The sequence below is a fragment of the Rossellomorea aquimaris TF-12 genome, assembly GCF_001648555.1.
In the GTDB taxonomy this organism is placed as follows: Bacteria; Bacillota; Bacilli; order Bacillales; family Bacillaceae_B; genus Rossellomorea; species Rossellomorea aquimaris.
Genome location: NZ_LQXM01000019.1, coordinates 34,705 through 56,128, shown reverse-complemented (window position 1 = coordinate 56,128; position 21,424 = coordinate 34,705). Strand labels below are relative to the sequence as shown.

Genomic DNA, 21,424 nt, shown 5'->3' with positions numbered 1-21,424 from the left:
CCTACTTAACTGAACAGTTCATTCGAGCAATGGTTTCCAATTTGAAAGCCAAGCCTAATAATTCCAAATAAAAAATGGCGGGGATTATATCCTCACCATTTTTGAAATCCATATTATTTTACTTCCAAAGCCAATTTTAAATATTCCACAAACAACGTGGACTGTTCTTTTAATTTCAAATCTTCTTTTGGCAATATGGAATGTTCGAGAGCTAATCCATCAATAAAGGATACGATAGAACGAGCAAGTATTTCACTATCGAATTTCGAACTAAATTCTCCCTTTGTTTGTCCTTGGTCGATAATATCCTTATAGATCTTCAATCCATCATAATAACGAACCTTCCCATACTCTCTTCTTCGTTGATCATTTCTTCCTGTTATGAAAAACTCCAGGTTGGAAGGTGCCATGGGATCCATTTCATCATCAGGTTTCTTATCTTCGCCAAACACACTCATCAGTAACAAATCCCAGTATGAAGAAACTTCTTCCTTTAATGAATCGACTGTTTCATTTAAAGATTTTGTTAAGCTTTCTTCTAATATGGTTTCGTACACATCTTCTTTATTTGAGAAGTATTGGTACAATCCGCCACGACTAACATTAGCAGCATCCATAATATGTTTCATCGTCGTCTTTTCGTAACCATGCTCAATAAACACGTTTCTTGCTGCTTCCAATATATTCGCTCTACGCTGTTCCTTATGCTCTTTACTGACTTTTGGAGACATCTTTCTACCCCCGTTCTAATTGACTTTTTTAAAAATACTATTTGAATTTCAACTTAATTATATCGACATTGATGTCTTTTTACAAGTGAGCGATTTATTTTCACGTCTTAGATAAGTTATATTTAAAAAAACTGACCGTTGCTTTCCGCGGGGAGGAAGTCGAGCCTCCTCGACGTTCCGTCTGTGGGGTCTCGACCTTTCCTCTATCACCCGCAGGAGTCAAGTGCCTTCCGCTACAATCCACTCTGTGGTTCTACATTCATATTGCATAAAATAATATGGAAAGACAAACATAAAAGAGATCCTTTTGTAGATATGTTGAGCTTTCGTTCCCAAAAACTAACTTACTAGTAAGGTGAACCCAAATCCCGTTATGATAGCTCAAACTCATTTATTAGTAAACGTTTATCATTATTACCCACCAAGGATTTATCTTGTCCTCTTTTAAAATTATATTAATAAAAAGCATTCGATTGGAACAGTTAGTTAGTTTTTGTAGCTCTTATAGTGAAACAAAAAAGAATGGCAACAAACAACAAGCTTAAAGCAGTGGGTCCCACATCTCCCACAGGAGTCGAGCCCGTTCCGCTCCAATCAACTTTCAACGCGTGAATTCTTTAATATAAACAAAATGAAAACAATAAACTTTAAGTTAACGGTGTTCGATTTCTGCTTGGGTACTAGAAATTATGTTCAGTATGTTTTTCCTTGCCAGTGCTCTGTCACGAAATTTCTTATAGATGGTGAGGGAACTGTGTAACCCCTTCAAAAGTACTGGCGTGCCGAGACCTCGAAAAAAAGCAGTTCCCCTCACTATCTAGCTCATACTGGTTTACAGAGTCCTAGATAGAACTCATTTAAATAAACAAATCCTTTGCTAGAAGAGCAATCAAAAACATTCTTTGTCTTGAATGTTGTTTATTAAATTGGTTCTTGAAAACCACCGTTGATCATGATGCTAATTGGAGCGGAACTCAACTACCCCCATCTACTTACAAACTACACCATATTTTGAATAAAACAGCTTTAAAAACAAAAAAAGACCCCCAACCAAAAGGTTGAGAGTCTTTGGATTCCCAAAATTAACGTTTTGAGAACTGAGGTGCACGACGAGCGCCTTTAAGACCGTATTTTTTACGTTCTTTCATACGAGCGTCACGAGTTAATAGTCCAGCGCGTTTTAGAGTTCCGCGGTATTCTGGATCAGCTTGTAGTAAAGCACGAGCGATTCCGTGACGGATCGCACCAGCTTGACCAGCATATCCTCCACCACTAACGTTTACTAAAACGTCATAGTTACCAAGAGTTTCAGTTGCAACTAATGGTTGCTTGATTACTTCTCTTAGTGCTGCGAATGGGATGTAAACTTCTACTTCACGATTATTGATAACAATGTTACCGTTACCTGGTACTAAACGTACGCGAGCTACTGAGCTCTTACGACGACCAGTTCCGTAATATTGAACTTGAGCCAAGATAATAACCTCCTCTTATTAATTATCCACGAAGTTCGTAAACTTCTGGTTGTTGTGCTTGATGTGGATGCTCTGCTCCAGCAAATACATGTAATTTCTTGAACATTTGACGACCTAGAGAACCTTTTGGAAGCATACCTTTGATAGTAAGCTCTAACATTTTCTCTGAGTAGTTTGTACGCATTTCTAATGCTGTACGAGATTTTAATCCACCTGGATGTTGGCTGTGACGGTAGTAAATCTTGTCCGTAAGCTTTTTCCCAGTTAGTTCAATCTTTGAAGCATTAAGAATAATTACATGATCACCAGTGTCAACGTGTGGTGTGAATGTTGGTTTGTGTTTACCGCGTAGAATTGAAGCTACTTCACTAGCTAAACGACCTAGAGTTTTGCCTTCTGCATCTACAACGTACCATTTACGATCGATTTCGTTGGCTTTTGCCATATACGTAGTACGCATGATCTAACCTCCTATTTAATGAATCCGTAGTATTTATTTTCTAATCACAATAAGATCCGGGGCTTATCGTGGGGTTAATAACATACCATATGCTATAATATCTTGTTCTAAAGCTATTGTCAAGGGAATGTTACACCTGGATTAGTTGTTTTAGATATTTTTTTTATTTCTTACTATAATTCCTAACCTTTTTCCGGATCATAATCCACTTTCCAAAGGTATAATCCTTGGGGTGGTGCCGTCTTCCCTGCTGCGTTACGATCCTTTGCATCCAGGATAGAGGGGATATCTTCATTAGATATATTTCCTGAACCTACTTCTAATAAAGTTCCAACTAATATCCGTACCATATTATATAAAAATCCATTTCCCACAAATAAAAAGACAAGCTCTTCCTCGTATTCTTCTATGGTTATGCGATGAATCGTTCTCACTTTATCCTCTACCTCTGTTTTCGCAGAACAAAAGCTTGTGAAGTCATGTTCTCCTAGCAGATAACTAGCGGCTTTCTTCATCTCAACAACTGAAACAGGTTGAGGATAATGAAGAGCGAAGTGACGATAAAAAGGACTTCTCGTCTTTCCTGTGTACACTCTATATCGATACTCCTTTTGAAGGACAGAGAATCTTGAATGGAAATCCATCGATACATACGAAGCTTCTTTAACGGTTACTTCATCAGGTAGTTTTGTGTTTAGGACCACTGGCCATTTCTCTTCTGGTATGGCTAACGGAGTATCAAAATGAAAAACTTGACCGTTGGCGTGGACACCTGCGTCTGTACGACCAGAGGCACTTACTCGGATCTTTTCACCTTTATGGATGTCAGATAACCTGTCTTCTAGAAGTCCTTGTACAGTTCGTTGATTCGGTTGAATTTGATATCCATGAAAATTGGTTCCATCATAAGCGATGATGCACTTAATTCGCTGCATACTCTGCTCACCCCCTGTTTATCCCCTAAAAATGATTAAAACGGCTGTAAGGAGGATTAAAACGAATAATGCTCCTGTATCTTTCTTATGCCAGGATAAGAGTCTATATTTCGTTCTTCCTTCCCCGCCTTGATAGCCCCTTGCCTCCATGGCAGTGGCTAAGTCCTCAGCACGTTTGAATGCACTCACAAATAAAGGAATAAGCAAGGGGATGATCGCCTGGATTCGCTCCTTAATTGGACCTGAAGTGAATTCTGCACCTCTTGCCACTTGAGCCTTCATGATCTTATCGGTCTCTTCCATAAGTGTTGGAATAAACCGTAAAGAAATAGACATCATTAGAGCTAATTCGTGTACAGGGAATTTCACTTTTCTTAACGGATTTAACAATGTCTCTAACCCATCTGTAATGGTGATTGGAGAGGTTGTCAATGTAAGAAGAGAGGTGACAAGAATAAGGTAAAAGAACCGTAGTGAGATAAAAATTCCTTGTCTTAGTCCTTCCTCGTGTACAGAAAGTATTCCAAGGTTTAATATGACGTCCCCTTCTTTTGTGAAAAATACGTGTAGGAAGAACGTAAAGAGAATAAGCCACAGAATGGGCTTCAGTCCTCCAATGATAAAGTGAATCGGCAATCTGGACATTATAAGTGCACCGATCGTGAATAAACCGAGTAATCCATACGTCACAAAATTATTCGCTAGGAAGACAACACATATAAATCCAAAGATAAATAGTAATTTTGCTCTCGGATCTAATCGGTGAAGAATCGAATCTGTCGGTACGTATCGTCCAATAATCATTTTCTCCATCATAGAGCTTCACCCCCGTTTCGGGATCTGCTAATGGCTGTAGCCAGCTCTTCAATGGACAAACATGTTTTTGGAAGTTTATGACCTGTCCGTTTTTCAAATTCGTATTGGAATCGAACCACATCCGGGACATCTAATCCTATTTCAAACAACTCTTCAGGTTGTGAGAAAATGTCTTCAGGTTTCCCTTTTTTCTTCAGACGGCCGTTTTGCATAATGACAATTTCTTCAGCATAGTGAGCTGCATCTTCCATGCTATGAGTAACTAGTATAGTTGTCAGGCCCTTTTCCTTATGAAGAGTATAGAACATGTCCATAATTTCCTTCTGTCCTCTTGGATCTAACCCTGCTGTGGGCTCATCCAAAACAATGACATCTGGATTCATAGCCAGTACACCGGCAATGGCAACTCTTCTCATTTGGCCACCTGACAGGTCAAAGGGAGACTTATGGAGAATCTCTTCAGATAGACCGACCTTCACAATCAGTTCCTTCGCTCTTCTCTTTGCTTCCTCTTCTGATACACCAAAATTCATGGGTCCATAGCAGATGTCTTTCAGTACGGTTTCTTCAAACAATTGGTGTTCAGGAAATTGAAATACAATCCCTACCTTTTGTCTTACCGGTTTTAAGCTTTTGGCTTTTTTCTTAGGGGTAATCTCGTACTCCCCAACATTTACTGTTCCTCTTGTCGGCTTTAAAAGACCATTTAAATGCTGTAATAACGTTGACTTCCCTGAACCCGTATGACCAATAACAGCAAGAAACTGACCAGATGGAATGGATAAATCAATATCTTCTAACGCTAGCTTTTCAAATGGAGTATTATTCGAATAACGAAATTCTACATGTTGAAATGAGATTTGCATAATTCATCCACCAACTCTTCTTCTGTAAAATATGTCTTTGATAAAGGGATTCCATTTTCTTTTAAAGCGCCAGCTAATTTTATCGTAAAAGGAGAATCTAATCCTAATTTGATTAATTCATCTTCTAAAAGAAAAATCTCTTCGGGTGTTCCTTCTTTAAAAACAGACCCTTGATTCAATACAATCATTCGATCTGCCTTTGTTGCTTCTTCTAAATCATGTGTAATCGAGATAACCGTTAAGTTTTCTTCGTCTTTTAGTTTTCTAACTGTTTCAAGAACTTCTTTTCTACCTTGCGGGTCCAGCATAGAAGTGGCTTCATCCAAAATAATGATGGAAGGTTGCAAAGCTACAACACCTGCGATTGCTACTCTTTGCTTCTGACCTCCTGATAAATGGTGCGGCTCTTGATCAAGAAAATCTTCCATATGGACGCTTTTCAAAGCGTCATTCACTCTTTGTACCATCTTTTCAAAAGGTACACCATGGTTTTCTAACCCAAAAGCCACATCATCTTCAACAGTAGCACCAACAAATTGATTATCGGGATTTTGAAAAACCATACCTAGCTTTGAACGAATATCCCAAATGGAATTTTCTTCTAAGCGGGTATCATCCACAGTCACACTCCCCTTTTCAGGAAAATGAAGACCATTTAACATTTTTGCAAGGGTGGATTTTCCTGAACCATTATGGCCTACGATTGCCAGCCATTCCCCCTGCTTAACACTTAGAGTAATTCCTTTAAGGGCATAATCTTTTTGATCTGGATAACGATAATAAACATCGTCGACTTTGATGATTTCCCCCATGCCAATACCTCCTCTACGCCCTTCAATACTCAGCTGTCTCATTCTTAGCTCAAAATAAAAATACGTGCATATAAAAAAAAGCCTGCACCCCAACCAAAGAAAAGGAATCTTTTCTTGTTCATCCATTGAACAGCTTCTATGAACATAGAAGTTGGAAGGGGCGCACGAGCTAGACGAGACAACTGGGTTGCTCATCGTAACGCTCTGCTTTTCATCAACATGCACTTATACAAAAAGGGCAAAGAAGCAGTTAAGGATAACTGTCCTGCCCTTAATGTTAGTAGTCACGAATTATTAAACTAATTCGATGATTGCCATTGGAGCACCGTCACCACGGCGAGGACCAACCTTCATAATGCGAGTATATCCGCCTTGACGCTCTGTGTAACGAGGAGCGATGTCAGAGAATAACTTTTGTAAAGCATCTTGGTTGTTTTCAGCGTTTGCAATTTCTTTACGAATAAATGCACCAGCTTGACGACGCGCGTGAATGTCACCACGTTTACCTAAAGTGATCATTTTTTCCACAACCGAACGAAGCTCTTTCGCACGAGTTTCAGTTGTTTCAATACGCTCGTTAATGATCAGGTCTGTAGCTAAATCACGTAGCATTGCTTTACGCTGAGCACTAGTACGTCCTAACTTTCTGTAAGCCATTAAGGGTTCCCTCCTTTGTTGAATCTATATATGAAAGAAGATATTATCAGTCGTCTTTACGTAATCCTAAGCCAAGGTCTTCAAGTTTAACTTTAACCTCTTCTAGAGATTTACGTCCTAAGTTACGTACTTTCATCATGTCTTCTTCAGTCTTGTTAGCAAGCTCTTGAACAGTATTGATTCCAGCACGCTTTAGGCAGTTATAAGAACGAACAGAAAGATCTAGTTCTTCAATAGTCATTTCTAGAACTTTTTCTTTTTGGTCTTCTTCTTTTTCTACCATGATTTCAGCATTCTGCGCTTCATCTGTAAGGCCAACGAAAATATTTAGATGTTCTGTTAGAATTTTAGCACCCAAAGAAATAGCTTCTTTTGGTCCAATACTTCCATCAGTCCAAACATCAAGAGAAAGTTTATCGTAGTTCGTCATTTGACCAACACGAGTGTTCTCTACTTGATAATTAACGCGTGAAACTGGAGTGTAAATAGAATCGATTGGGATCACACCGATAGGAAGATCCTCACGTTTGTTTTGATCTGCTGGTCTGTAACCACGTCCACGTGATGCGCTTAAACGCACACGGAAGTGTCCACTCTTAGATAAGGTTGCGATGTGTAAATCAGGATTTAACACTTCAACATCACTATCATGAGTTATATCAGCAGCCGTAACGACTCCTTCACCCTGTACATCAATTTCAAGCGTTTTTTCTTCATCAGAATAAATCTTTAACGCTAATTTCTTGATATTCAAAATGATGGATGTGACATCCTCTACGACGCCCTCAATTGTTGAAAATTCATGCAGTACTCCATCTATTTGAATAGATGTGACAGCGGCACCTGGGAGTGACGATAGTAGGATACGACGTAAGGAGTTACCCAAAGTTGTACCATATCCACGCTCAAGTGGTTCTACGACGAACTTTCCATATGTGGCATCATCGCTGATCTCAACCGTTTCAATTTTTGGCTTTTCAATTTCGATCATTAATATTTACCCTCCTTCAAAACGTCGAAACTCCGGGCTAAAAGGATAAAGTCCGAAATTCCCCATGTTTACGTTCCCTATTGTGCACCAACAACTGGTTACTTTCTCTGAACGTATCTTGTATCATATCCCATTATAGACAAGGATACAAAATTTATACAGAAAAATTAAACGCGGCGACGTTTTGGCGGACGGCATCCATTATGAGGAACTGGAGTAACGTCTCTGATTGCAGTAACCTCAAGACCTGCTGCTTGAAGAGCACGGATCGCTGCTTCACGACCAGCACCAGGGCCTTTAACTGTTACTTCAAGAGTTTTAAGACCATGTTCCTGGGAAGCTTTCGCTGCAGTTTCAGCTGCTAATTGAGCTGCGAATGGTGTTGATTTACGAGAACCTCTAAATCCTAGAGAACCTGCACTTGACCATGCAACAGCATTTCCATGAACGTCAGTAATAGTTACGATTGTGTTATTGAATGTAGAACGAATGTGTGCAATACCAGCTTCGATATTCTTTTTCACACGACGTTTACGAGTGTTTGTTTTACGTGCCATACTAAGAAGTAACCTCCTTTACCTATTATTTTTTCTTATTCGCTACAGTCTTACGAGGACCTTTACGTGTACGAGCATTGTTCTTCGTATGTTGTCCACGAACAGGTAGTCCACGACGGTGACGAAGACCGCGGTATGAACCGATTTCCATAAGACGTTTGATATTTAGAGAGATCTCACGACGAAGATCACCTTCTACTTTTAATTTGTCAACGATATCACGAATTTTTCCTAATTCGTCATCAGTAAGATCACGAACACGCGTATTTTCAGAAACACCAGCTTCTGATAAGATTTGTGTCGCAGTATTTTTACCAATACCGTAGATGTATGTTAATGAAATGACAACACGTTTGTCACGTGGAATGTCTACACCAGCAATACGTGCCATAGTGATAGCGCACCTCCTTCAAGTTTAGCCTTGTTTTTGTTTGTGTTTAGGGTTTTCACAGATAACCATAACTTTACCTTTTCTACGAATAACTTTACATTTTTCGCAGATTGGTTTAACTGATGGTCTTACTTTCATCTTATTCTAACCTCCTTAATAGTACGGAGTGCAATAGATTATTTATAACGATAAGTGATTCTACCACGAGTTAAGTCATACGGTGATAATTCAACTGTTACCTTGTCACCAGGAAGAATACGGATGAAATGCATACGAATCTTTCCTGAAACATGTGCCAGAACTGTATGACCATTTTCTAATTCTACCTTAAACATCGCGTTGGGTAATGTCTCAGCGACTTTACCTTCAACTTCAATTACATCATCTTTAGCCATCGAACATGTCTCCCTTCTTCTCATCATTTAAAACTTCGTTTACAAACTTTGAAACAGCAAATCGCAGTTTACCGTTCGTCACTCTACCTGTTTCTATAATACTGTTTTGAACTTCTGGAGAAACATAGTCAAACAGTTGAAGATGTCCTATGTTCTTTCGTTTTGCACGATCGAACTTTCGTTTATCTCCATCTGCAATAAGTACAAAACGTTCATCCAATTGCTGAACAACGACCGAGTAGCATCCTGTTTCTCTACCTTTTTTAGTAAGAACAATTTGCCCTATCCTCGGAACCGTCGAATCTGACTCGATCAATCCAATCACCTTCACTTAGGCTTTCGTCAATATCTCATAGCCGTTTTCAGTAATTGCAATAGTGTGTTCAAAGTGCGCACACATTTTATCATCTACTGTGACTACTGTCCAGTTATCTGGTAACGTTCTAACATATCGACTACCTGCATTAACCATTGGTTCAATAGCCAGTACCATGCCAGGCTTTAAGCGAGGACCTTTGTTTGGTGGTCCATAATGAGGAATCTGAGGATCCTCATGTAAGTCTTGACCAACTCCGTGTCCTACATACTCCCGAACGATAGAAAAGCCATTAGCTTCAACATAAGTTTGTATACTATGAGAGATATTCGACAGACGTTCGCCTGGTTTAGCTTCGTTTAGCCCTAAATGTAAGGATTGCTCCGTTACATCTAAAAGCTTCTGGGTTTCATCATCAATGGTTCCTACTCCATAAGTCCAAGCTGAGTCTCCGTGATAGCCATTATATTTCGCACCGATATCGATACTAATAATGTCACCATTCTTCAATACTCGATCGCCTGGAATTCCATGAACTAATTCATTGTTGACTGATGCACAGATGCTACCACGAAACCCATTATACCCTTTAAAAGATGGAATTGCATCATGTTTACGAATGAATTTTTCAGCAATTGCATCCAATTCCTTCGTCGTTATTCCGGGTGAAATAACTTTTTGCAATTCCTTATGAGTTAACGCTACAATCTTTCCAGCTTGTCGCATAATCTCAATCTCTCTCGGAGTTTTACAAATGATCATTATGAAAGGCCTCCAAGTAATTCATCAATGTCATCAAACACTCTATGGATGTCTTGTTGACCGTCAATGTTTTCGAGATAGCCTTTTTCTTCGTAGTATGCCAAAAGTGGTTGAGTTTGTTTAATGTTTACGTCTAAACGATTTTGAACCGTTTCTTCGTTATCATCTGCACGTTGATATAACTCTCCGCCACAGCGATCACAAACGCCCTCTTCTTTTGGTGGGTTAAAGACAAGATGATAAGTAGCGCCGCACTCTTTACAGATTCTACGACCTGTCAAGCGCTCCATCAGAATGTCCTTATCTACATTAATATTAATGACATAATTCATTTTCTTACCAAGGTCAGAAAGAATGTTTTCCAGTGCTTCTGCTTGAGCTACCGTTCTTGGAAACCCATCCAGCAAGAAGCCTTTCATACAATCCTCTTTGCTTAAACGTTCACGAACGATACCGATTGTTACTTCATCAGGAACAAGATCGCCATTATCCATGAATGATTTCGCCTTCAAGCCTAGTTCGGTACCGCCTTTAATAGCTGCACGGAACATATCGCCTGTAGAGATATGGGGGATACCATATTTATCTACGATTTTTTCAGCTTGAGTGCCTTTTCCTGCGCCTGGTAGGCCCATAAGAACTATATTCACTCGAACTCCCCCTAATTGTCTATAAAATGGCTTCAGGAACAGAACGTTCCCGAAAACCCTCTTATTTAATAAAGCCTTTGTAGTGACGTTTCACTAACTGTGCTTCCAACTGCTTCATTGTCTCTAGAGCAACACCTACTACGATGAGTAAACTTGTTCCCCCAATTTGAGCTGCAGGCGGTAATCCTGCAAAGTTAATGAAGAAAACTGGAAGGATCGAGATAACAGCTAAGAAGATTGCCCCAACAAATGTTAGACGATACAGAACGCGAGTGAGATACTCTTGTGTGGTTTTACCTGGACGAATACCAGGGATATATCCACCTTGCTTCTTCAAGTTTTCAGCCATTTGTTCTGGATTCACTTGAATGAAAGCATAGAAATACGTAAAGGCAACGATCAGAGCTACATAAATGATCATTCCAACTGGTTTAGTGTAGTCAAAGATGTACTGAATCGTACTCGTCACATCATTTTCTCCAAAGAAAGATGAAATGGTCTGTGGTGTGATGATAAAAGAAATCGCGAAGATAACTGGAATAACACCCGCAGCATTCACTTTTAATGGTAGATGTGTTGACTGTCCACCAACCGGACTACGCCCCACTAAACGTTTTGCATATTGAATTGGGATTTTACGAAGTGCTTGTTGAATAAACACTACGCCAACCACAATTGCAATTACTGCTAAAACAAGAAGTGCAAGAACCACAATACGAAGGAAGAGCTGTTCGCCTGCTCCCTCAATTTGTTGAGCATAGATTTGGTTTACAGTGTTAGGAATAGCAGCAACGATACCTGCAAAAATCAGGATCGAAATACCATTACCGACACCTTTAGCCGTGATTTGTTCTCCTAACCACATAAGAAAAGCCGTACCAGCTGTTAGAACTAGAGCTATAAGTAGGTACGTACTGACTCCAGGGCTTTGGATAAGCATTCCACCGTAGATTCGGTTAAAGCCGTAGGACATACCCAGAGCTTGAATAAAACCAAGTACGATTGTGAAATATCTTGTGAACTGAGCTAGTTTACGGCGCCCAACTTCACCTTGCTTTGACCACTCCGTAAATTTTGGTACAACATCCATTTGCAGAAGCTGCACAATAATTGAAGCAGTAATGTAAGGCATAATCCCCATCGCAAAGATTGAGAAGTTTTGCAGTGCACCGCCACCAAATGTATTCAAGAATCCTAGAATTCCTGATTGATCTTGCATTTTCAATACTTCAGCGTCTACGTTCGGTACCGGTATGAAGGTACCAAGACGGAAGACTATTAACATTAGAAGGGTGAAAATAATTTTATTTCTTATATCACCCACGCGCATAAAATTGGAGATAGTTTGAAACATTAGATCACCTCAGATGTACCGCCAGCAGCTTCGATAGCTTCTTTAGCAGTGGTTGAGAATTTGTGTGCTTTTACTGTAAGCTTTTTCTCGATTGAACCTTTACCAAGAATCTTAATTCCTGCTTTTTCGTTACTTACTAAACCAGTTTCAACTAGTAGAGTAGGTGTAACCTCTGTACCATCTTCGAAGCGATTCAATGCGTCAAGGTTGACGATTGCATAATCTTTACGGTTGATGTTCGTGAATCCACGCTTAGGTAAACGTTGGAATAAAGGAGTTTGACCACCCTCAAATCCTGGACGAGTTCCGCCACCAGAACGAGCATTTTGCCCTTTATGACCTTTACCAGACGTTTTACCATTACCAGATCCAGTTCCACGACCTACACGATTGCGTACTTTACGAGAACCTTCTGCAGGTTGTAATTCATGTAATTTCATGTCGGCACCTCCTTGTTATCGAAATGACTCGATTATTTTTCTGTTACCGTTACAAGGTGAGCAACTTTATTAATCATACCGCGAATCGCAGCATTGTCTTGATGCTCAACTGTTTGATGTAGTTTACGAAGTCCAAGAGCTTCAACAGTTTGGCGTTGAGGCTGTGGACGACCGATTGTACTACGAGTGAGGGTAATTTCTAGTTTGTTAGCCATCGTTATCCCTCCCTTATCCTAATATCTCTTCTACTGATTTACCACGTAATTTTGCTACGTCTTCAGCACGCTTTAATTGCTTTAATCCTTCAAGTGTTGCGCGTACCATGTTAATTGGAGTGTTAGACCCTAATGATTTAGATAGGATATCTTGAACACCAGCTAATTCTAGTACCGCACGAACAGGTCCACCAGCAATAATTCCTGTACCCGCAGAAGCAGGTTTGATAAGAATTTGACCAGCACCAAATCGTCCAGTTACTAAGTGAGGTGTAGTACCTCCAACCATAGGAACTTCAATTAGATTTTTCTTCGCATCTTCAACCGCTTTACGGATTGCATCAGGTACTTCTTGAGCTTTACCCGTTCCGAAGCCAACGTGACCGTTTTTATCGCCTACTACTACAAGAGCAGCAAAGCGGAAACGACGTCCACCTTTAACAACTTTCGCTACACGATTGATTGTAACTACGCGTTCTTCAAATTCTAGTTTGCTTGAATCAATATGACGCATCTGGAATGTCCCTCCTTTTTTTAAAATTCTAAGCCGTTTTCACGAGCTGCTTCAGCTAAAGCTTTAATACGGCCATGATATAAATATCCACCACGGTCAAATACTACAGATTTTAATCCTTTTTCTACTGCACGCTTCGCAATTAGTTCTCCAACTTTAGCTGCTGCATCAACAGTAGAAGTTGTTTCTAATCCGAAATCATTATCTTTAGAAGATGCACTTGCAAGAGTAACACCGTTCATATCATCGATAAGTTGAGCGTAGATATTTTTGTTAGAACGGAAAACGTTCAAACGAGGACGAGTTTCAGTTCCAGTAATTTTTGAACGTACACGAGCATGACGTTTCTTACGTGTTTTGTTCTTATCTGGCTTAGTAATCACCTACGGTCACTCCTTTCTTTTGCCTACGCGGCATTATTTACCTGTTTTACCTTCTTTACGACGAACATATTCACCTTCGTAGCGAATACCTTTTCCTTTGTAAGGCTCAGGTGAGCGTACTGCACGAATGTTAGCAGCTAATGCGCCAACACGTTCTTTGTCGATTCCTTTAATAGAAATCTTTGTATTTGCTGGTACTTCGATCTCGATACCTGCTTCTGGTTCAATCTCAACTGGGTGAGAGTAACCAACGTTAAGTACAAGCTTAGTACCTTGTTTTTGAGCACGGTAACCTACACCGACTAATTCAAGGTTTCTTTGGAATCCTTTTGAAACACCTTCAACCATGTTTGCGATTAGGGCACGAGTTGTACCGTGTAACGCGCGGTGTTCTTTTGCATCAGAAGGACGAGTAACTGTTGCTACATTTCCTTCTAATTCTACTTTAATATCAGAACTGAATGTACGAGAAAGTTCCCCTTTAGATCCTTTTACAGTTACAGTGTTATCTTCTGCTACTGTAAGAGTTACATCAGATGGAATTTCAATTGGTAGTTTTCCTACACGTGACATCCTGTTGCACCTCCATTCATATAAAAAATATTACCAAACGTAAGCTAGTACTTCTCCGCCTACTTGTTGAGCACGAGCTTCTTTATCAGTTAAAACACCCGTAGAAGTAGAAACAAGTGCGATACCTAAACCGTTTAATACTCTAGGTACTTCAGTAGATTTTGCATATACACGTAAACCAGGTTTAGAGATACGCTTCAATCCAGTAATTACGCGTTCGTTGTTTGCTCCATATTTTAAGAAAATGCGGATAACTCCTTGCTTGTTGTCTTCCACATATTCTACGTCACGTACGAAACCTTCACGTTTGAGGATTTCAGCAATTTCTTTCTTGATGTTAGAAGCAGGAACTTCTAGTCTTTCGTGACGAACCATGTTCGCATTACGGATGCGAGTAAGCAAATCTGCAATTGGATCTGTCATTGTCATAATAATTTACCTCCTTCCCAATTATAGGGTATTACCAACTAGCTTTTTTAACGCCAGGAATCTGACCCTTATATGCAAGTTCACGGAAACAAATACGGCAAAGCTTAAATTTACGGATAACTGAATGAGGACGTCCGCAACGTTCGCAACGTGTGTACGCTTGAACATTATGCTTTGGCGTGCGTTTTTGTTTCGCAATCATAGATTTTTTAGCCACATTTTCGCCTCCCTTATATAGCGATTACTTTTGGAATGGCATTCCGATTTGTGTCAATAATTCACGAGCTTCTTCGTCTGTGTTCGCAGTTGTTACGATTACGATATCCATACCACGTACTTTAGACACTTTATCATAGTCAATCTCAGGGAAAATCAATTGCTCTTTAACTCCTAATGTGTAGTTACCGCGACCGTCGAATGCTTTTTTAGAAACACCACGGAAGTCACGTACACGTGGAAGTGAAACAGAAATTAATTTATCTAAGAATTGGTACATACGCTCTCCGCGAAGAGTAACTTTTGCACCGATTGGCATACCTTCACGTAGACGGAAGCCAGCGATTGATTTCTTTGCTTTCGTTACAACTGGTTTTTGACCAGTGATTTGAGTTAGTTCGTCAACAGCTACATCAAGAGCTTTTGAGTTTTGAACTGCGTCACCGATACCCATGTTGACAACGATCTTTTCAACTTTAGGTACTTCCATAACTGATTTGTAGTTGAATTTGCTCACTAGAGCTGGACTAATTTCTTGTTGAAATTTTTCTTTTAGGCGGTTCATTCAGAATACCTCCCTTCTTAATCGTACTATTTATCTAGAACTTCACCTGATTTTTTTGCTACACGTACTTTTTTGCCATCTTCAGTCTTATAACCTACACGAGTTGGCTCGTTAGATTTCGGATCTAAAAGCATAACGTTTGATACATGGATAGATGCCTCTTGGCTGATGATTCCGCCTTGCGGATTCATTTGAGAAGGCTTAGCGTGTTTTTTCACAACATTAATACCTTCAACTAGCACTCGGTCTTTTTTCGGGAATGAAGCAAGAACAACACCTGTTTTGCCTTTGTCTTTCCCTGTAATGACCATTACTTTATCGCCTTTTTTTACATGCATTTCATCGCACCTCCTTGAATGGCCCAATGCTATTCTATTAAAGAACTTCTGGAGCTAATGATACAATTTTCATAAAGTTACTGTCACGTAGTTCACGGGCAACTGGTCCGAAGATACGAGTTCCACGTGGTCCCTTATCGTCACGGATGATTACACAAGCGTTCTCGTCGAACTTAATGTATGTTCCGTCTTGACGACGTACACCAGATTTCGTACGTACGATAACAGCTTTTACAACTTCACCTTTTTTAACAACGCCACCTGGTGTTGCTTGTTTTACTGTACACACGATAACATCACCGATGTTAGCTGTCTTGCGTCCAGAACCACCAAGTACTTTGATAGTTAATACTTCACGAGCACCAGAGTTGTCAGCAACTTTTAAACGTGATTCTTGTTGAATCATGTAGGTAACCTCCCTTCGGAATTAAAAATTATCCGAACAAATATATTAGATAATAACTGCTTTTTCAACAACTTCTACTAAACGGAAACGTTTTGTAGCAGATAGTGGACGAGTCTCCATGATACGTACGATATCGCCTACTTTTGCTTCGTTGTTCTCATCATGAGTTTTAAACTTCTTAGAGTACTTAACGCGCTTGCCGTATAGAGAATGCTTTTTATAAGTTTCTACCATAACCGTTACTGTTTTATCCATTTTATCTGAAACAACACGGCCAGTGTAAACCTTACGTTGGTTGCGGTCACTCATTTAAGCAAACCTCCTCTCATTTATCGATTGTTAACCCCGATCTCTCTTTCACGGATTACAGTTTTCATACGAGCGATCCCTTTGCGGACTTCACGGATGCGAGCTGTGTTTTCAAGTTGCCCAGTCGCAAGTTGGAAGCGAAGGTTAAATAACTCTTCTTTCAGAGTTTTGACTTTTTGTTCTATTTCAGCAGTGGTTAGGTCACGAATTTCATTAGTTTTCATTTGATTCACCACCAATTTCCTCTCGTTTTACAAACTTCGTTTTGATTGGAAGTTTGTGGGATGCAAGACGAAGAGCTTCACGAGCAACCTCTTCAGAAACACCAGCGATTTCAAACATGATTTTTCCAGGCTTAACTACTGCTACCCAACCTTCTGGAGCACCTTTACCTGAACCCATACGTACTTCTAAAGGTTTAGCAGTGTAAGGTTTGTGAGGGAAGATTTTAATCCATACTTTACCGCCACGTTTCATATAACGAGTCATAGCGATACGAGCGGCTTCGATTTGACGGTTTGTGATCCAAGAAGCTTCAACTGCTTGTAAACCGTATTCACCGAATGCTACTTCCTGTCCGCCTTTAGCACGACCACGCATTTTTCCACGGTGTTCGCGACGATGTTTTACGCGTTTAGGTAATAACATAATTATTTGCCTCCTTCCTCAGTTTTCTTTCTTGTAGGAAGAACTTCTCCACGATAGATCCATACTTTTACGCCAAGCTTACCATAAGTTGTGTCAGCTTCTGCATGAGCATAGTCAATGTCAGCGCGTAGTGTATGAAGTGGAACAGTACCTTCACTGTAATGTTCTGCACGAGCAATATCCGCTCCGCCTAGACGACCAGATACTTGTGTTTTGATTCCTTTTGCACCAGCACGCATCGCACGTTGGATAGCTTGCTTTTGAGCACGACGGAAAGAAACACGATTTTCTAATTGGCGAGCAATGTTTTCTGCTACTAATTTAGCATCAACGTCTGCTCTCTTGATTTCAACGATGTTGATGTGTACACGTTTTGAAGTTAATTCGTTTAATGCTTTACGAAGAGCTTCAACTTCTGTACCACCTTTACCGATAACCATACCAGGCTTAGCTGTATGAACTGTAATGTTAATACGGTTTGCAGCGCGTTCGATTTCAACTTTAGAAACAGAAGCGTCTACTAAACGTTTTGCAATATATTCACGTACTTTAAGGTCTTCATGTAAAAGATTAGCGTAATCTTTGTCTGCGTACCATTTAGATTCCCAATCACGGATTATACCGACACGAAGTCCGACCGGATGTACTTTTTGACCCACGGATTATCCCTCCTTCTTTTCTGATACTACAAGTGTAATGTGACTTGTACGTTTGTTAATTTGACTTGCACGTCCCATCGCACGAGGGCGGAAACGTTTAAGTGTTGGACCTTCATTTACATAAGCCTCAGTTACGACTAGGCTGTTAATATCCATGTCATAGTTATGCTCTGCATTTGCGATAGCAGATTTAAGTACTTTTTCGATTACTGGTGAAGCAGCTTTCGGTGTATGCTTTAAAATCGCAACCGCTTCTCCAACTTGCTTACCTCGGATTAGATCAACGACTAAACGTACTTTACGAGGAGCAATACGAACTGTATTAGCAACAGCTTTTGCTTGCATTAGGATACCCTCCTCTCAATTAGCGTCTTGTTTTCTTATCATCACTAGCATGACCTTTGTAAGTACGAGATGGTGCGAATTCACCAAGCTTGTGTCCTACCATGTCTTCAGTGACGTATACTGGTACGTGTTTACGGCCATCGTAAACAGCGATCGTGTGACCGATGAATGCTGGGAAGATCGTTGAACGGCGAGACCAAGTTTTAACAACTTGTTTACCTTCGGTTTCGTTCAGTTTTTCGATCTTATTCATTAAATGACCATCAACAAAAGGTCCTTTTTTTAAGCTACGACCCATGTTTGAACCTCCCTTCGTGACTGATCTACGGCTCTTTGATCGAACCGTAGTACAATCCCGTTATTTTTTGCGACGACGCACAATAAATTTATCTGATTTGTTGTTCTTCTTACGAGTCTTGAATCCAAGAGTTGGTTTACCCCATGGAGACATTGGTGATTTACGTCCGATTGGAGCGCGTCCTTCACCACCACCGTGTGGGTGATCGTTAGGGTTCATTACAGAACCACGAACTGTTGGGCGTTTGCCTAACCAACGAGAACGTCCAGCTTTACCAATGTTGATAAGTTCGTGTTGTTCATTTCCAACTTGACCTACTGTTGCACGACAAGCAGAAAGGATCATACGAGTTTCACCAGAGTTAAGACGTACAAGTACATATTTACCTTCTTTACCAAGTACTTGAGCAGATGTTCCAGCAGAACGTACTAACTGGCCACCTTTTCCTGGTTTAAGTTCGATATTGTGTACAACTGTACCAACTGGGATGTTGATTAGTGGTAATGCATTACCTACTTTAATATCTGCTTCAGGGCCAGACATTACTTCTACACCTACTTCGATTGTTTTCGGTGCAAGAATGTAACGCTTTTCTCCATCAGCGTAATGGATTAGTGCAATATTTGCTGAGCGGTTTGGATCGTATTCGATCGTAGCAACGCGTCCTGGTATACCATCTTTTTCACGTTTGAAATCGATGATACGGTATTGACGCTTATGACCGCCACCTTGATGACGAACTGTTAACTTACCTTGGTTGTTACGGCCACCCTTTTTGTGTAGGGGTGCTAAAAGTGACTTTTCCGGAGAATCCGTTGTGATTTCAGCGAAATCAGATGAAGTCATACCGCGACGACCATTAGAGGTAGGTTTATACTTTTTAATCGCCATGTTTTTCCCTCCTCTTCTTAATTAAGTGTATTATACTTCAAAAAATTCGATTTCTTTACTATCAGCAGTAAGTTTTACGATAGCCTTACGACGCTTGTTAGTGTAACCAGCGTGACGACCCATGCGTTTGAACTTACCTTTGTAGTTCATAATGTTTACTTTGTCTACTTTCACGTCAAAGATTTCTTCAACAGCGTCTTTTACTTGAGTTTTGTTCGCTCTAGTATCAACTTCGAAAGTATATTTCTTTTCAGACATAAGATCAGTTGAAGCCTCTGTAATTACGGGGCGCTTAATGATTTCACGTACATCCATTATGCGAGCACCTCCTCTACTTTTTCAACAGCTGATTTAGTAATCACTAGCTTGTCGTGTCCAATTACATCTAGAACGCTAATTCCGTTTGCTGGAACAACTGTTACACCAGGGATGTTTCGAGCTGAAAGTGCTACGTTTTCATCAAGACCATCAGTTACCACTAATGTTTTAGAGTTAATTGATAGACCTTTAAGAACGTTAGCGAATTCTTTTGTTTTAGGAGCATCAAATGATAATGCTTCTAATACTACAATGTTTTCTTCTACTACTTTAGAAGAAAGTGCAGATTTGATCGCTAAGCGACGTACTTTCTTTGGCAGTTTGTAGCTGTAGCTACGTGGAACTGGTCCAAATACTACACCACCACCGCGCCATTGTGGAGAACGGATTGACCCTTGACGAGCACGACCTGTTCCTTTTTGACGCCAAGGCTTACGCCCACCGCCACGTACTTCAGAACGATTTTTTACTTTGTGATTTCCTTGACGTAATGAAGCTCTTTGCATTAATACTGCTTCAAACATTACATGTTTGTTTGGTTCGATACCAAAAACAGTGTCATTAAGTTCGATATCTCCAACTTTAGAACCGCTTTGGTTTAATAATGCTACTTTCGGCATTCTTGTTTCCTCCTTTCTTGAAAAGTTCTATTATTTTGCTTTAATAGCTGTTTTCACTCGGATTAATTGTTTCTTAGGTCCAGGTACATTACCTTTTACTAAGATAAGGTTACGGTCAGCATCAATCTTTACAATTTCAAGATTTTGAATTGTAATTTGCTCTCCACCCATACGTCCAGGTAATAATTTACCTTTGAATACACGGTTTGGATCAACAGGTCCCATTGAACCAGGACGACGGTGATAACGAGAACCATGGGACATAGGTCCGCGAGATTGGTTGTGACGCTTGATAGCACCTTGGAATCCTTTACCTTTTGATACTCCAGTTACATCTACGATATCTCCTGCAGCGAAAATATCAACTTTGACTTCTTGACCAACTTCGTACTCTTCTACGTTTACACCGCGAATTTCACGGATGAAGCGCTTAGGAGCAGTTTCAGCTTTAGCAACATGTCCCTTTGATGGTTTGTTAGAAAGCTTGTCACGTTTGTCTTCGAAACCGATTTGGATAGCTTCATAGCCATCAACCTCAACAGATTTCTTTTGAAGTACTACGTTTTGAGCAGCCTCAATTACAGTTACAGGGATAAGATCACCATTTTCAGCGAAAACTTGAGTCATACCGATCTTTCTTCCTAAGATTCCTTTGGTCATAAGTCACACCTCCTATAAATTGTTGTTTTATAAATTAAAGTTTAATTTCGATATCTACACCTGATGGTAAGTCTAAACGCATAAGCGCATCAACTGTTTGAGGTGTTGGGTTCACAATATCGATTAAGCGTTTGTGTGTACGCATTTCGAATTGCTCACGAGAATCTTTGTATTTGTGCACAGCACGTAAGATTGTGTAAACAGACTTTTCTGTTGGAAGTGGGATCGGTCCAGAAACCGCCGCACCAGAACGTTTTGCTGTTTCAACAATTTTCTCAGCTGATTGATCAAGAATTCTATGATCATAAGCCTTCAAACGAATACGAATCTTTTGTTTTGCCATTATTTTCCCTCCTTTTTTCGCCTATTTTTAAATAGACATTCTCCACAGAAATTTCCCACACACTCGCCATGGCAAAGCGGCCGGGT

Annotated in this window: 38 protein-coding genes; all 38 read right to left on the bottom strand. The window is 40.1% G+C overall.

Features of this window, described 5'->3' with window-relative positions; all coding sequences use genetic code 11:
• Window positions 1-113: 113 nt before the first annotated feature.
• Window positions 114-731 (bottom strand): TetR/AcrR family transcriptional regulator, encoded by a 618-nt coding sequence (locus tag IQI_RS02940; protein WP_064091241.1) that lies wholly within the window; start codon window positions 729-731, stop codon window positions 114-116.
• Window positions 732-1,813: 1,082 nt separating this feature from the next.
• Window positions 1,814-2,206 carry a 30S ribosomal protein S9 gene (gene rpsI / locus IQI_RS02935; RefSeq protein ID WP_064091240.1) on the bottom strand — a complete coding sequence of 131 codons (393 nt, stop codon included), beginning with the start codon at window positions 2,204-2,206 and terminating at the stop codon, window positions 1,814-1,816.
• Between the two features lie 22 nt (window positions 2,207-2,228).
• Window positions 2,229-2,666 carry a 50S ribosomal protein L13 gene (rplM, locus tag IQI_RS02930; RefSeq protein WP_064091239.1) on the bottom strand — a complete coding sequence of 146 codons (438 nt, stop codon included), beginning with the start codon at window positions 2,664-2,666 and terminating at the stop codon, window positions 2,229-2,231.
• 182 nt (window positions 2,667-2,848) lie between these two features.
• Window positions 2,849-3,601, bottom strand: coding sequence for a tRNA pseudouridine(38-40) synthase TruA (gene truA, locus IQI_RS02925; protein WP_064091238.1), 753 nt, complete (start codon window positions 3,599-3,601; stop codon window positions 2,849-2,851).
• A gap of 18 nt (window positions 3,602-3,619) precedes the next feature.
• Window positions 3,620-4,417, bottom strand: coding sequence for an energy-coupling factor transporter transmembrane component T family protein (locus IQI_RS02920; RefSeq protein WP_064091237.1), 798 nt, complete (start codon window positions 4,415-4,417; stop codon window positions 3,620-3,622).
• Window positions 4,414-5,283: an energy-coupling factor ABC transporter ATP-binding protein gene (locus IQI_RS02915; protein WP_064091236.1), complete on the bottom strand. Its 870-nt coding sequence runs from the start codon at window positions 5,281-5,283 to the stop codon at window positions 4,414-4,416. The genes IQI_RS02920 and IQI_RS02915 overlap by 4 nt, the downstream gene beginning before the upstream one ends.
• The gene (locus IQI_RS02910) at window positions 5,259-6,095 is read right to left on the bottom strand and encodes an energy-coupling factor ABC transporter ATP-binding protein (RefSeq protein WP_064091235.1); all 837 of its coding nucleotides are present in this window, start codon (window positions 6,093-6,095) and stop codon (window positions 5,259-5,261) included. The genes IQI_RS02915 and IQI_RS02910 overlap by 25 nt, the downstream gene beginning before the upstream one ends.
• Window positions 6,096-6,389: 294 nt before the next feature.
• The gene (gene rplQ / locus IQI_RS02905) at window positions 6,390-6,752 is read right to left on the bottom strand and encodes a 50S ribosomal protein L17 (protein ID WP_064091234.1); all 363 of its coding nucleotides are present in this window, start codon (window positions 6,750-6,752) and stop codon (window positions 6,390-6,392) included.
• Between the two features lie 46 nt (window positions 6,753-6,798).
• Window positions 6,799-7,743: a DNA-directed RNA polymerase subunit alpha gene (locus tag IQI_RS02900; protein WP_032085295.1), complete on the bottom strand. Its 945-nt coding sequence runs from the start codon at window positions 7,741-7,743 to the stop codon at window positions 6,799-6,801.
• A gap of 167 nt (window positions 7,744-7,910) precedes the next feature.
• On the bottom strand, window positions 7,911-8,300 hold the full coding sequence (rpsK, locus tag IQI_RS02895) for a 30S ribosomal protein S11 (RefSeq protein ID WP_064091233.1): 390 nt from the start codon (window positions 8,298-8,300) through the stop codon (window positions 7,911-7,913).
• Window positions 8,301-8,325: 25 nt separating this feature from the next.
• Complete coding sequence (gene rpsM / locus IQI_RS02890; protein ID WP_064091232.1) at window positions 8,326-8,691, bottom strand: 30S ribosomal protein S13; 366 nt, start codon at window positions 8,689-8,691, stop codon at window positions 8,326-8,328.
• A gap of 24 nt (window positions 8,692-8,715) precedes the next feature.
• Window positions 8,716-8,829, bottom strand: coding sequence for a 50S ribosomal protein L36 (gene rpmJ / locus IQI_RS02885; RefSeq protein WP_003156543.1), 114 nt, complete (start codon window positions 8,827-8,829; stop codon window positions 8,716-8,718).
• Window positions 8,830-8,867: 38 nt separating this feature from the next.
• Window positions 8,868-9,086, bottom strand: coding sequence for a translation initiation factor IF-1 (gene infA / locus IQI_RS02880; RefSeq protein WP_034765945.1), 219 nt, complete (start codon window positions 9,084-9,086; stop codon window positions 8,868-8,870).
• Complete coding sequence (locus IQI_RS02875; protein ID WP_064091231.1) at window positions 9,079-9,402, bottom strand: KOW domain-containing RNA-binding protein; 324 nt, start codon at window positions 9,400-9,402, stop codon at window positions 9,079-9,081. Before IQI_RS02875 ends, infA begins: the two co-directional genes overlap by 8 nt.
• A 15-nt stretch (window positions 9,403-9,417) precedes the next feature.
• Window positions 9,418-10,164 carry a type I methionyl aminopeptidase gene (gene map / locus IQI_RS02870; protein ID WP_064091230.1) on the bottom strand — a complete coding sequence of 249 codons (747 nt, stop codon included), beginning with the start codon at window positions 10,162-10,164 and terminating at the stop codon, window positions 9,418-9,420.
• On the bottom strand, window positions 10,164-10,814 hold the full coding sequence (locus tag IQI_RS02865; RefSeq protein WP_064091229.1) for an adenylate kinase: 651 nt from the start codon (window positions 10,812-10,814) through the stop codon (window positions 10,164-10,166). The genes map and IQI_RS02865 overlap by 1 nt, the downstream gene beginning before the upstream one ends.
• A gap of 61 nt (window positions 10,815-10,875) precedes the next feature.
• Entirely contained in the window at window positions 10,876-12,168 is a 1,293-nt protein-coding gene (gene secY / locus IQI_RS02860; RefSeq protein ID WP_064091228.1) for a preprotein translocase subunit SecY, read from the bottom strand.
• Entirely contained in the window at window positions 12,168-12,608 is a 441-nt protein-coding gene (rplO, locus tag IQI_RS02855; RefSeq protein WP_064091227.1) for a 50S ribosomal protein L15, read from the bottom strand. Before rplO ends, secY begins: the two co-directional genes overlap by 1 nt.
• A 32-nt stretch (window positions 12,609-12,640) precedes the next feature.
• Window positions 12,641-12,823: a 50S ribosomal protein L30 gene (gene rpmD, locus IQI_RS02850; RefSeq protein ID WP_064091226.1), complete on the bottom strand. Its 183-nt coding sequence runs from the start codon at window positions 12,821-12,823 to the stop codon at window positions 12,641-12,643.
• Window positions 12,824-12,836: 13 nt separating this feature from the next.
• Entirely contained in the window at window positions 12,837-13,337 is a 501-nt protein-coding gene (gene rpsE, locus IQI_RS02845; RefSeq protein WP_064091225.1) for a 30S ribosomal protein S5, read from the bottom strand.
• Between the two features lie 20 nt (window positions 13,338-13,357).
• Complete coding sequence (gene rplR, locus IQI_RS02840; protein ID WP_064091224.1) at window positions 13,358-13,720, bottom strand: 50S ribosomal protein L18; 363 nt, start codon at window positions 13,718-13,720, stop codon at window positions 13,358-13,360.
• Window positions 13,721-13,753: 33 nt separating this feature from the next.
• The gene (gene rplF / locus IQI_RS02835; RefSeq protein ID WP_064091223.1) at window positions 13,754-14,293 is read right to left on the bottom strand and encodes a 50S ribosomal protein L6; all 540 of its coding nucleotides are present in this window, start codon (window positions 14,291-14,293) and stop codon (window positions 13,754-13,756) included.
• Between the two features lie 30 nt (window positions 14,294-14,323).
• Complete coding sequence (gene rpsH / locus IQI_RS02830) at window positions 14,324-14,722, bottom strand: 30S ribosomal protein S8 (protein ID WP_060674108.1); 399 nt, start codon at window positions 14,720-14,722, stop codon at window positions 14,324-14,326.
• Window positions 14,723-14,753: 31 nt separating this feature from the next.
• Window positions 14,754-14,939 (bottom strand): type Z 30S ribosomal protein S14, encoded by a 186-nt coding sequence (locus tag IQI_RS02825; RefSeq protein WP_010191505.1) that lies wholly within the window; start codon window positions 14,937-14,939, stop codon window positions 14,754-14,756.
• Window positions 14,940-14,963: 24 nt separating this feature from the next.
• Entirely contained in the window at window positions 14,964-15,503 is a 540-nt protein-coding gene (gene rplE / locus IQI_RS02820) for a 50S ribosomal protein L5 (RefSeq protein ID WP_034765967.1), read from the bottom strand.
• Between the two features lie 26 nt (window positions 15,504-15,529).
• Window positions 15,530-15,841, bottom strand: coding sequence for a 50S ribosomal protein L24 (gene rplX / locus IQI_RS02815; RefSeq protein WP_034765969.1), 312 nt, complete (start codon window positions 15,839-15,841; stop codon window positions 15,530-15,532).
• A 37-nt stretch (window positions 15,842-15,878) separates the two neighbouring features.
• On the bottom strand, window positions 15,879-16,247 hold the full coding sequence (gene rplN, locus IQI_RS02810; RefSeq protein WP_064091222.1) for a 50S ribosomal protein L14: 369 nt from the start codon (window positions 16,245-16,247) through the stop codon (window positions 15,879-15,881).
• Window positions 16,248-16,292: 45 nt separating this feature from the next.
• Entirely contained in the window at window positions 16,293-16,556 is a 264-nt protein-coding gene (rpsQ, locus tag IQI_RS02805) for a 30S ribosomal protein S17 (protein WP_032085279.1), read from the bottom strand.
• A gap of 20 nt (window positions 16,557-16,576) precedes the next feature.
• Complete coding sequence (rpmC, locus tag IQI_RS02800; RefSeq protein ID WP_032085278.1) at window positions 16,577-16,780, bottom strand: 50S ribosomal protein L29; 204 nt, start codon at window positions 16,778-16,780, stop codon at window positions 16,577-16,579.
• Complete coding sequence (gene rplP / locus IQI_RS02795) at window positions 16,770-17,204, bottom strand: 50S ribosomal protein L16 (RefSeq protein ID WP_044340527.1); 435 nt, start codon at window positions 17,202-17,204, stop codon at window positions 16,770-16,772. Before rplP ends, rpmC begins: the two co-directional genes overlap by 11 nt.
• A 2-nt stretch (window positions 17,205-17,206) precedes the next feature.
• On the bottom strand, window positions 17,207-17,863 hold the full coding sequence (rpsC, locus tag IQI_RS02790) for a 30S ribosomal protein S3 (protein WP_064091221.1): 657 nt from the start codon (window positions 17,861-17,863) through the stop codon (window positions 17,207-17,209).
• 3 nt (window positions 17,864-17,866) lie between these two features.
• Window positions 17,867-18,208, bottom strand: coding sequence for a 50S ribosomal protein L22 (gene rplV, locus IQI_RS02785; RefSeq protein WP_064091220.1), 342 nt, complete (start codon window positions 18,206-18,208; stop codon window positions 17,867-17,869).
• 19 nt (window positions 18,209-18,227) lie between these two features.
• Entirely contained in the window at window positions 18,228-18,506 is a 279-nt protein-coding gene (gene rpsS / locus IQI_RS02780; RefSeq protein WP_064091219.1) for a 30S ribosomal protein S19, read from the bottom strand.
• 60 nt (window positions 18,507-18,566) lie between these two features.
• Complete coding sequence (gene rplB, locus IQI_RS02775; protein ID WP_064091218.1) at window positions 18,567-19,397, bottom strand: 50S ribosomal protein L2; 831 nt, start codon at window positions 19,395-19,397, stop codon at window positions 18,567-18,569.
• Between the two features lie 30 nt (window positions 19,398-19,427).
• Complete coding sequence (gene rplW / locus IQI_RS02770) at window positions 19,428-19,712, bottom strand: 50S ribosomal protein L23 (protein ID WP_064091217.1); 285 nt, start codon at window positions 19,710-19,712, stop codon at window positions 19,428-19,430.
• Window positions 19,712-20,335, bottom strand: a complete 624-nt coding sequence (gene rplD, locus IQI_RS02765; RefSeq protein WP_064091216.1) for a 50S ribosomal protein L4 — start codon at window positions 20,333-20,335, stop codon at window positions 19,712-19,714. The genes rplW and rplD overlap by 1 nt, the downstream gene beginning before the upstream one ends.
• 30 nt (window positions 20,336-20,365) lie before the next feature.
• Entirely contained in the window at window positions 20,366-20,995 is a 630-nt protein-coding gene (rplC, locus tag IQI_RS02760; protein ID WP_064091215.1) for a 50S ribosomal protein L3, read from the bottom strand.
• Between the two features lie 34 nt (window positions 20,996-21,029).
• The gene (gene rpsJ, locus IQI_RS02755; RefSeq protein WP_007085291.1) at window positions 21,030-21,338 is read right to left on the bottom strand and encodes a 30S ribosomal protein S10; all 309 of its coding nucleotides are present in this window, start codon (window positions 21,336-21,338) and stop codon (window positions 21,030-21,032) included.
• Window positions 21,339-21,424 lie beyond the last annotated feature (86 nt).

What these genes read in the sequence shown, in the direction of transcription:
- IQI_RS02940 (WP_064091241.1), bottom strand. Translation starts at nt 731, where the DNA reads ATGTCTCCAAAAGTCAGTAAAGAGCATAAGGAACAGCGTAGAGCGAAT.
- rplM (WP_064091239.1), bottom strand. Translation starts at nt 2,666, where the DNA reads ATGCGTACTACGTATATGGCAAAAGCCAACGAAATCGATCGTAAATGG.
- truA (WP_064091238.1), bottom strand. Translation starts at nt 3,601, where the DNA reads ATGCAGCGAATTAAGTGCATCATCGCTTATGATGGAACCAATTTTCAT.
- IQI_RS02920 (WP_064091237.1), bottom strand. Translation starts at nt 4,417, where the DNA reads ATGATGGAGAAAATGATTATTGGACGATACGTACCGACAGATTCGATT.
- IQI_RS02915 (WP_064091236.1), bottom strand. Translation starts at nt 5,283, where the DNA reads ATGCAAATCTCATTTCAACATGTAGAATTTCGTTATTCGAATAATACT.
- IQI_RS02910 (WP_064091235.1), bottom strand. Translation starts at nt 6,095, where the DNA reads ATGGGGGAAATCATCAAAGTCGACGATGTTTATTATCGTTATCCAGAT.
- rplQ (WP_064091234.1), bottom strand. Translation starts at nt 6,752, where the DNA reads ATGGCTTACAGAAAGTTAGGACGTACTAGTGCTCAGCGTAAAGCAATG.
- IQI_RS02900 (WP_032085295.1), bottom strand. Translation starts at nt 7,743, where the DNA reads ATGATCGAAATTGAAAAGCCAAAAATTGAAACGGTTGAGATCAGCGAT.
- rpsK (WP_064091233.1), bottom strand. Translation starts at nt 8,300, where the DNA reads ATGGCACGTAAAACAAACACTCGTAAACGTCGTGTGAAAAAGAATATC.
- rpsM (WP_064091232.1), bottom strand. Translation starts at nt 8,691, where the DNA reads ATGGCACGTATTGCTGGTGTAGACATTCCACGTGACAAACGTGTTGTC.
- rpmJ (WP_003156543.1), bottom strand. Translation starts at nt 8,829, where the DNA reads ATGAAAGTAAGACCATCAGTTAAACCAATCTGCGAAAAATGTAAAGTT.
- infA (WP_034765945.1), bottom strand. Translation starts at nt 9,086, where the DNA reads ATGGCTAAAGATGATGTAATTGAAGTTGAAGGTAAAGTCGCTGAGACA.
- map (WP_064091230.1), bottom strand. Translation starts at nt 10,164, where the DNA reads ATGATCATTTGTAAAACTCCGAGAGAGATTGAGATTATGCGACAAGCT.
- secY (WP_064091228.1), bottom strand. Translation starts at nt 12,168, where the DNA reads ATGTTTCAAACTATCTCCAATTTTATGCGCGTGGGTGATATAAGAAAT.
- rplO (WP_064091227.1), bottom strand. Translation starts at nt 12,608, where the DNA reads ATGAAATTACATGAATTACAACCTGCAGAAGGTTCTCGTAAAGTACGC.
- rpmD (WP_064091226.1), bottom strand. Translation starts at nt 12,823, where the DNA reads ATGGCTAACAAACTAGAAATTACCCTCACTCGTAGTACAATCGGTCGT.
- rpsE (WP_064091225.1), bottom strand. Translation starts at nt 13,337, where the DNA reads ATGCGTCATATTGATTCAAGCAAACTAGAATTTGAAGAACGCGTAGTT.
- rplF (WP_064091223.1), bottom strand. Translation starts at nt 14,293, where the DNA reads ATGTCACGTGTAGGAAAACTACCAATTGAAATTCCATCTGATGTAACT.
- rpsH (WP_060674108.1), bottom strand. Translation starts at nt 14,722, where the DNA reads ATGACAATGACAGATCCAATTGCAGATTTGCTTACTCGCATCCGTAAT.
- rplE (WP_034765967.1), bottom strand. Translation starts at nt 15,503, where the DNA reads ATGAACCGCCTAAAAGAAAAATTTCAACAAGAAATTAGTCCAGCTCTA.
- rplX (WP_034765969.1), bottom strand. Translation starts at nt 15,841, where the DNA reads ATGCATGTAAAAAAAGGCGATAAAGTAATGGTCATTACAGGGAAAGAC.
- rplN (WP_064091222.1), bottom strand. Translation starts at nt 16,247, where the DNA reads ATGATTCAACAAGAATCACGTTTAAAAGTTGCTGACAACTCTGGTGCT.
- rpsQ (WP_032085279.1), bottom strand. Translation starts at nt 16,556, where the DNA reads ATGAGTGACCGCAACCAACGTAAGGTTTACACTGGCCGTGTTGTTTCA.
- rpmC (WP_032085278.1), bottom strand. Translation starts at nt 16,780, where the DNA reads ATGAAAACTAATGAAATTCGTGACCTAACCACTGCTGAAATAGAACAA.
- rplP (WP_044340527.1), bottom strand. Translation starts at nt 17,204, where the DNA reads ATGTTATTACCTAAACGCGTAAAACATCGTCGCGAACACCGTGGAAAA.
- rplV (WP_064091220.1), bottom strand. Translation starts at nt 18,208, where the DNA reads ATGCAAGCAAAAGCTGTTGCTAATACAGTTCGTATTGCTCCTCGTAAA.
- rpsS (WP_064091219.1), bottom strand. Translation starts at nt 18,506, where the DNA reads ATGGGTCGTAGCTTAAAAAAAGGACCTTTTGTTGATGGTCATTTAATG.
- rplB (WP_064091218.1), bottom strand. Translation starts at nt 19,397, where the DNA reads ATGGCGATTAAAAAGTATAAACCTACCTCTAATGGTCGTCGCGGTATG.
- rplW (WP_064091217.1), bottom strand. Translation starts at nt 19,712, where the DNA reads ATGGATGTACGTGAAATCATTAAGCGCCCCGTAATTACAGAGGCTTCA.
- rplD (WP_064091216.1), bottom strand. Translation starts at nt 20,335, where the DNA reads ATGCCGAAAGTAGCATTATTAAACCAAAGCGGTTCTAAAGTTGGAGAT.
- rplC (WP_064091215.1), bottom strand. Translation starts at nt 20,995, where the DNA reads ATGACCAAAGGAATCTTAGGAAGAAAGATCGGTATGACTCAAGTTTTC.
- rpsJ (WP_007085291.1), bottom strand. Translation starts at nt 21,338, where the DNA reads ATGGCAAAACAAAAGATTCGTATTCGTTTGAAGGCTTATGATCATAGA.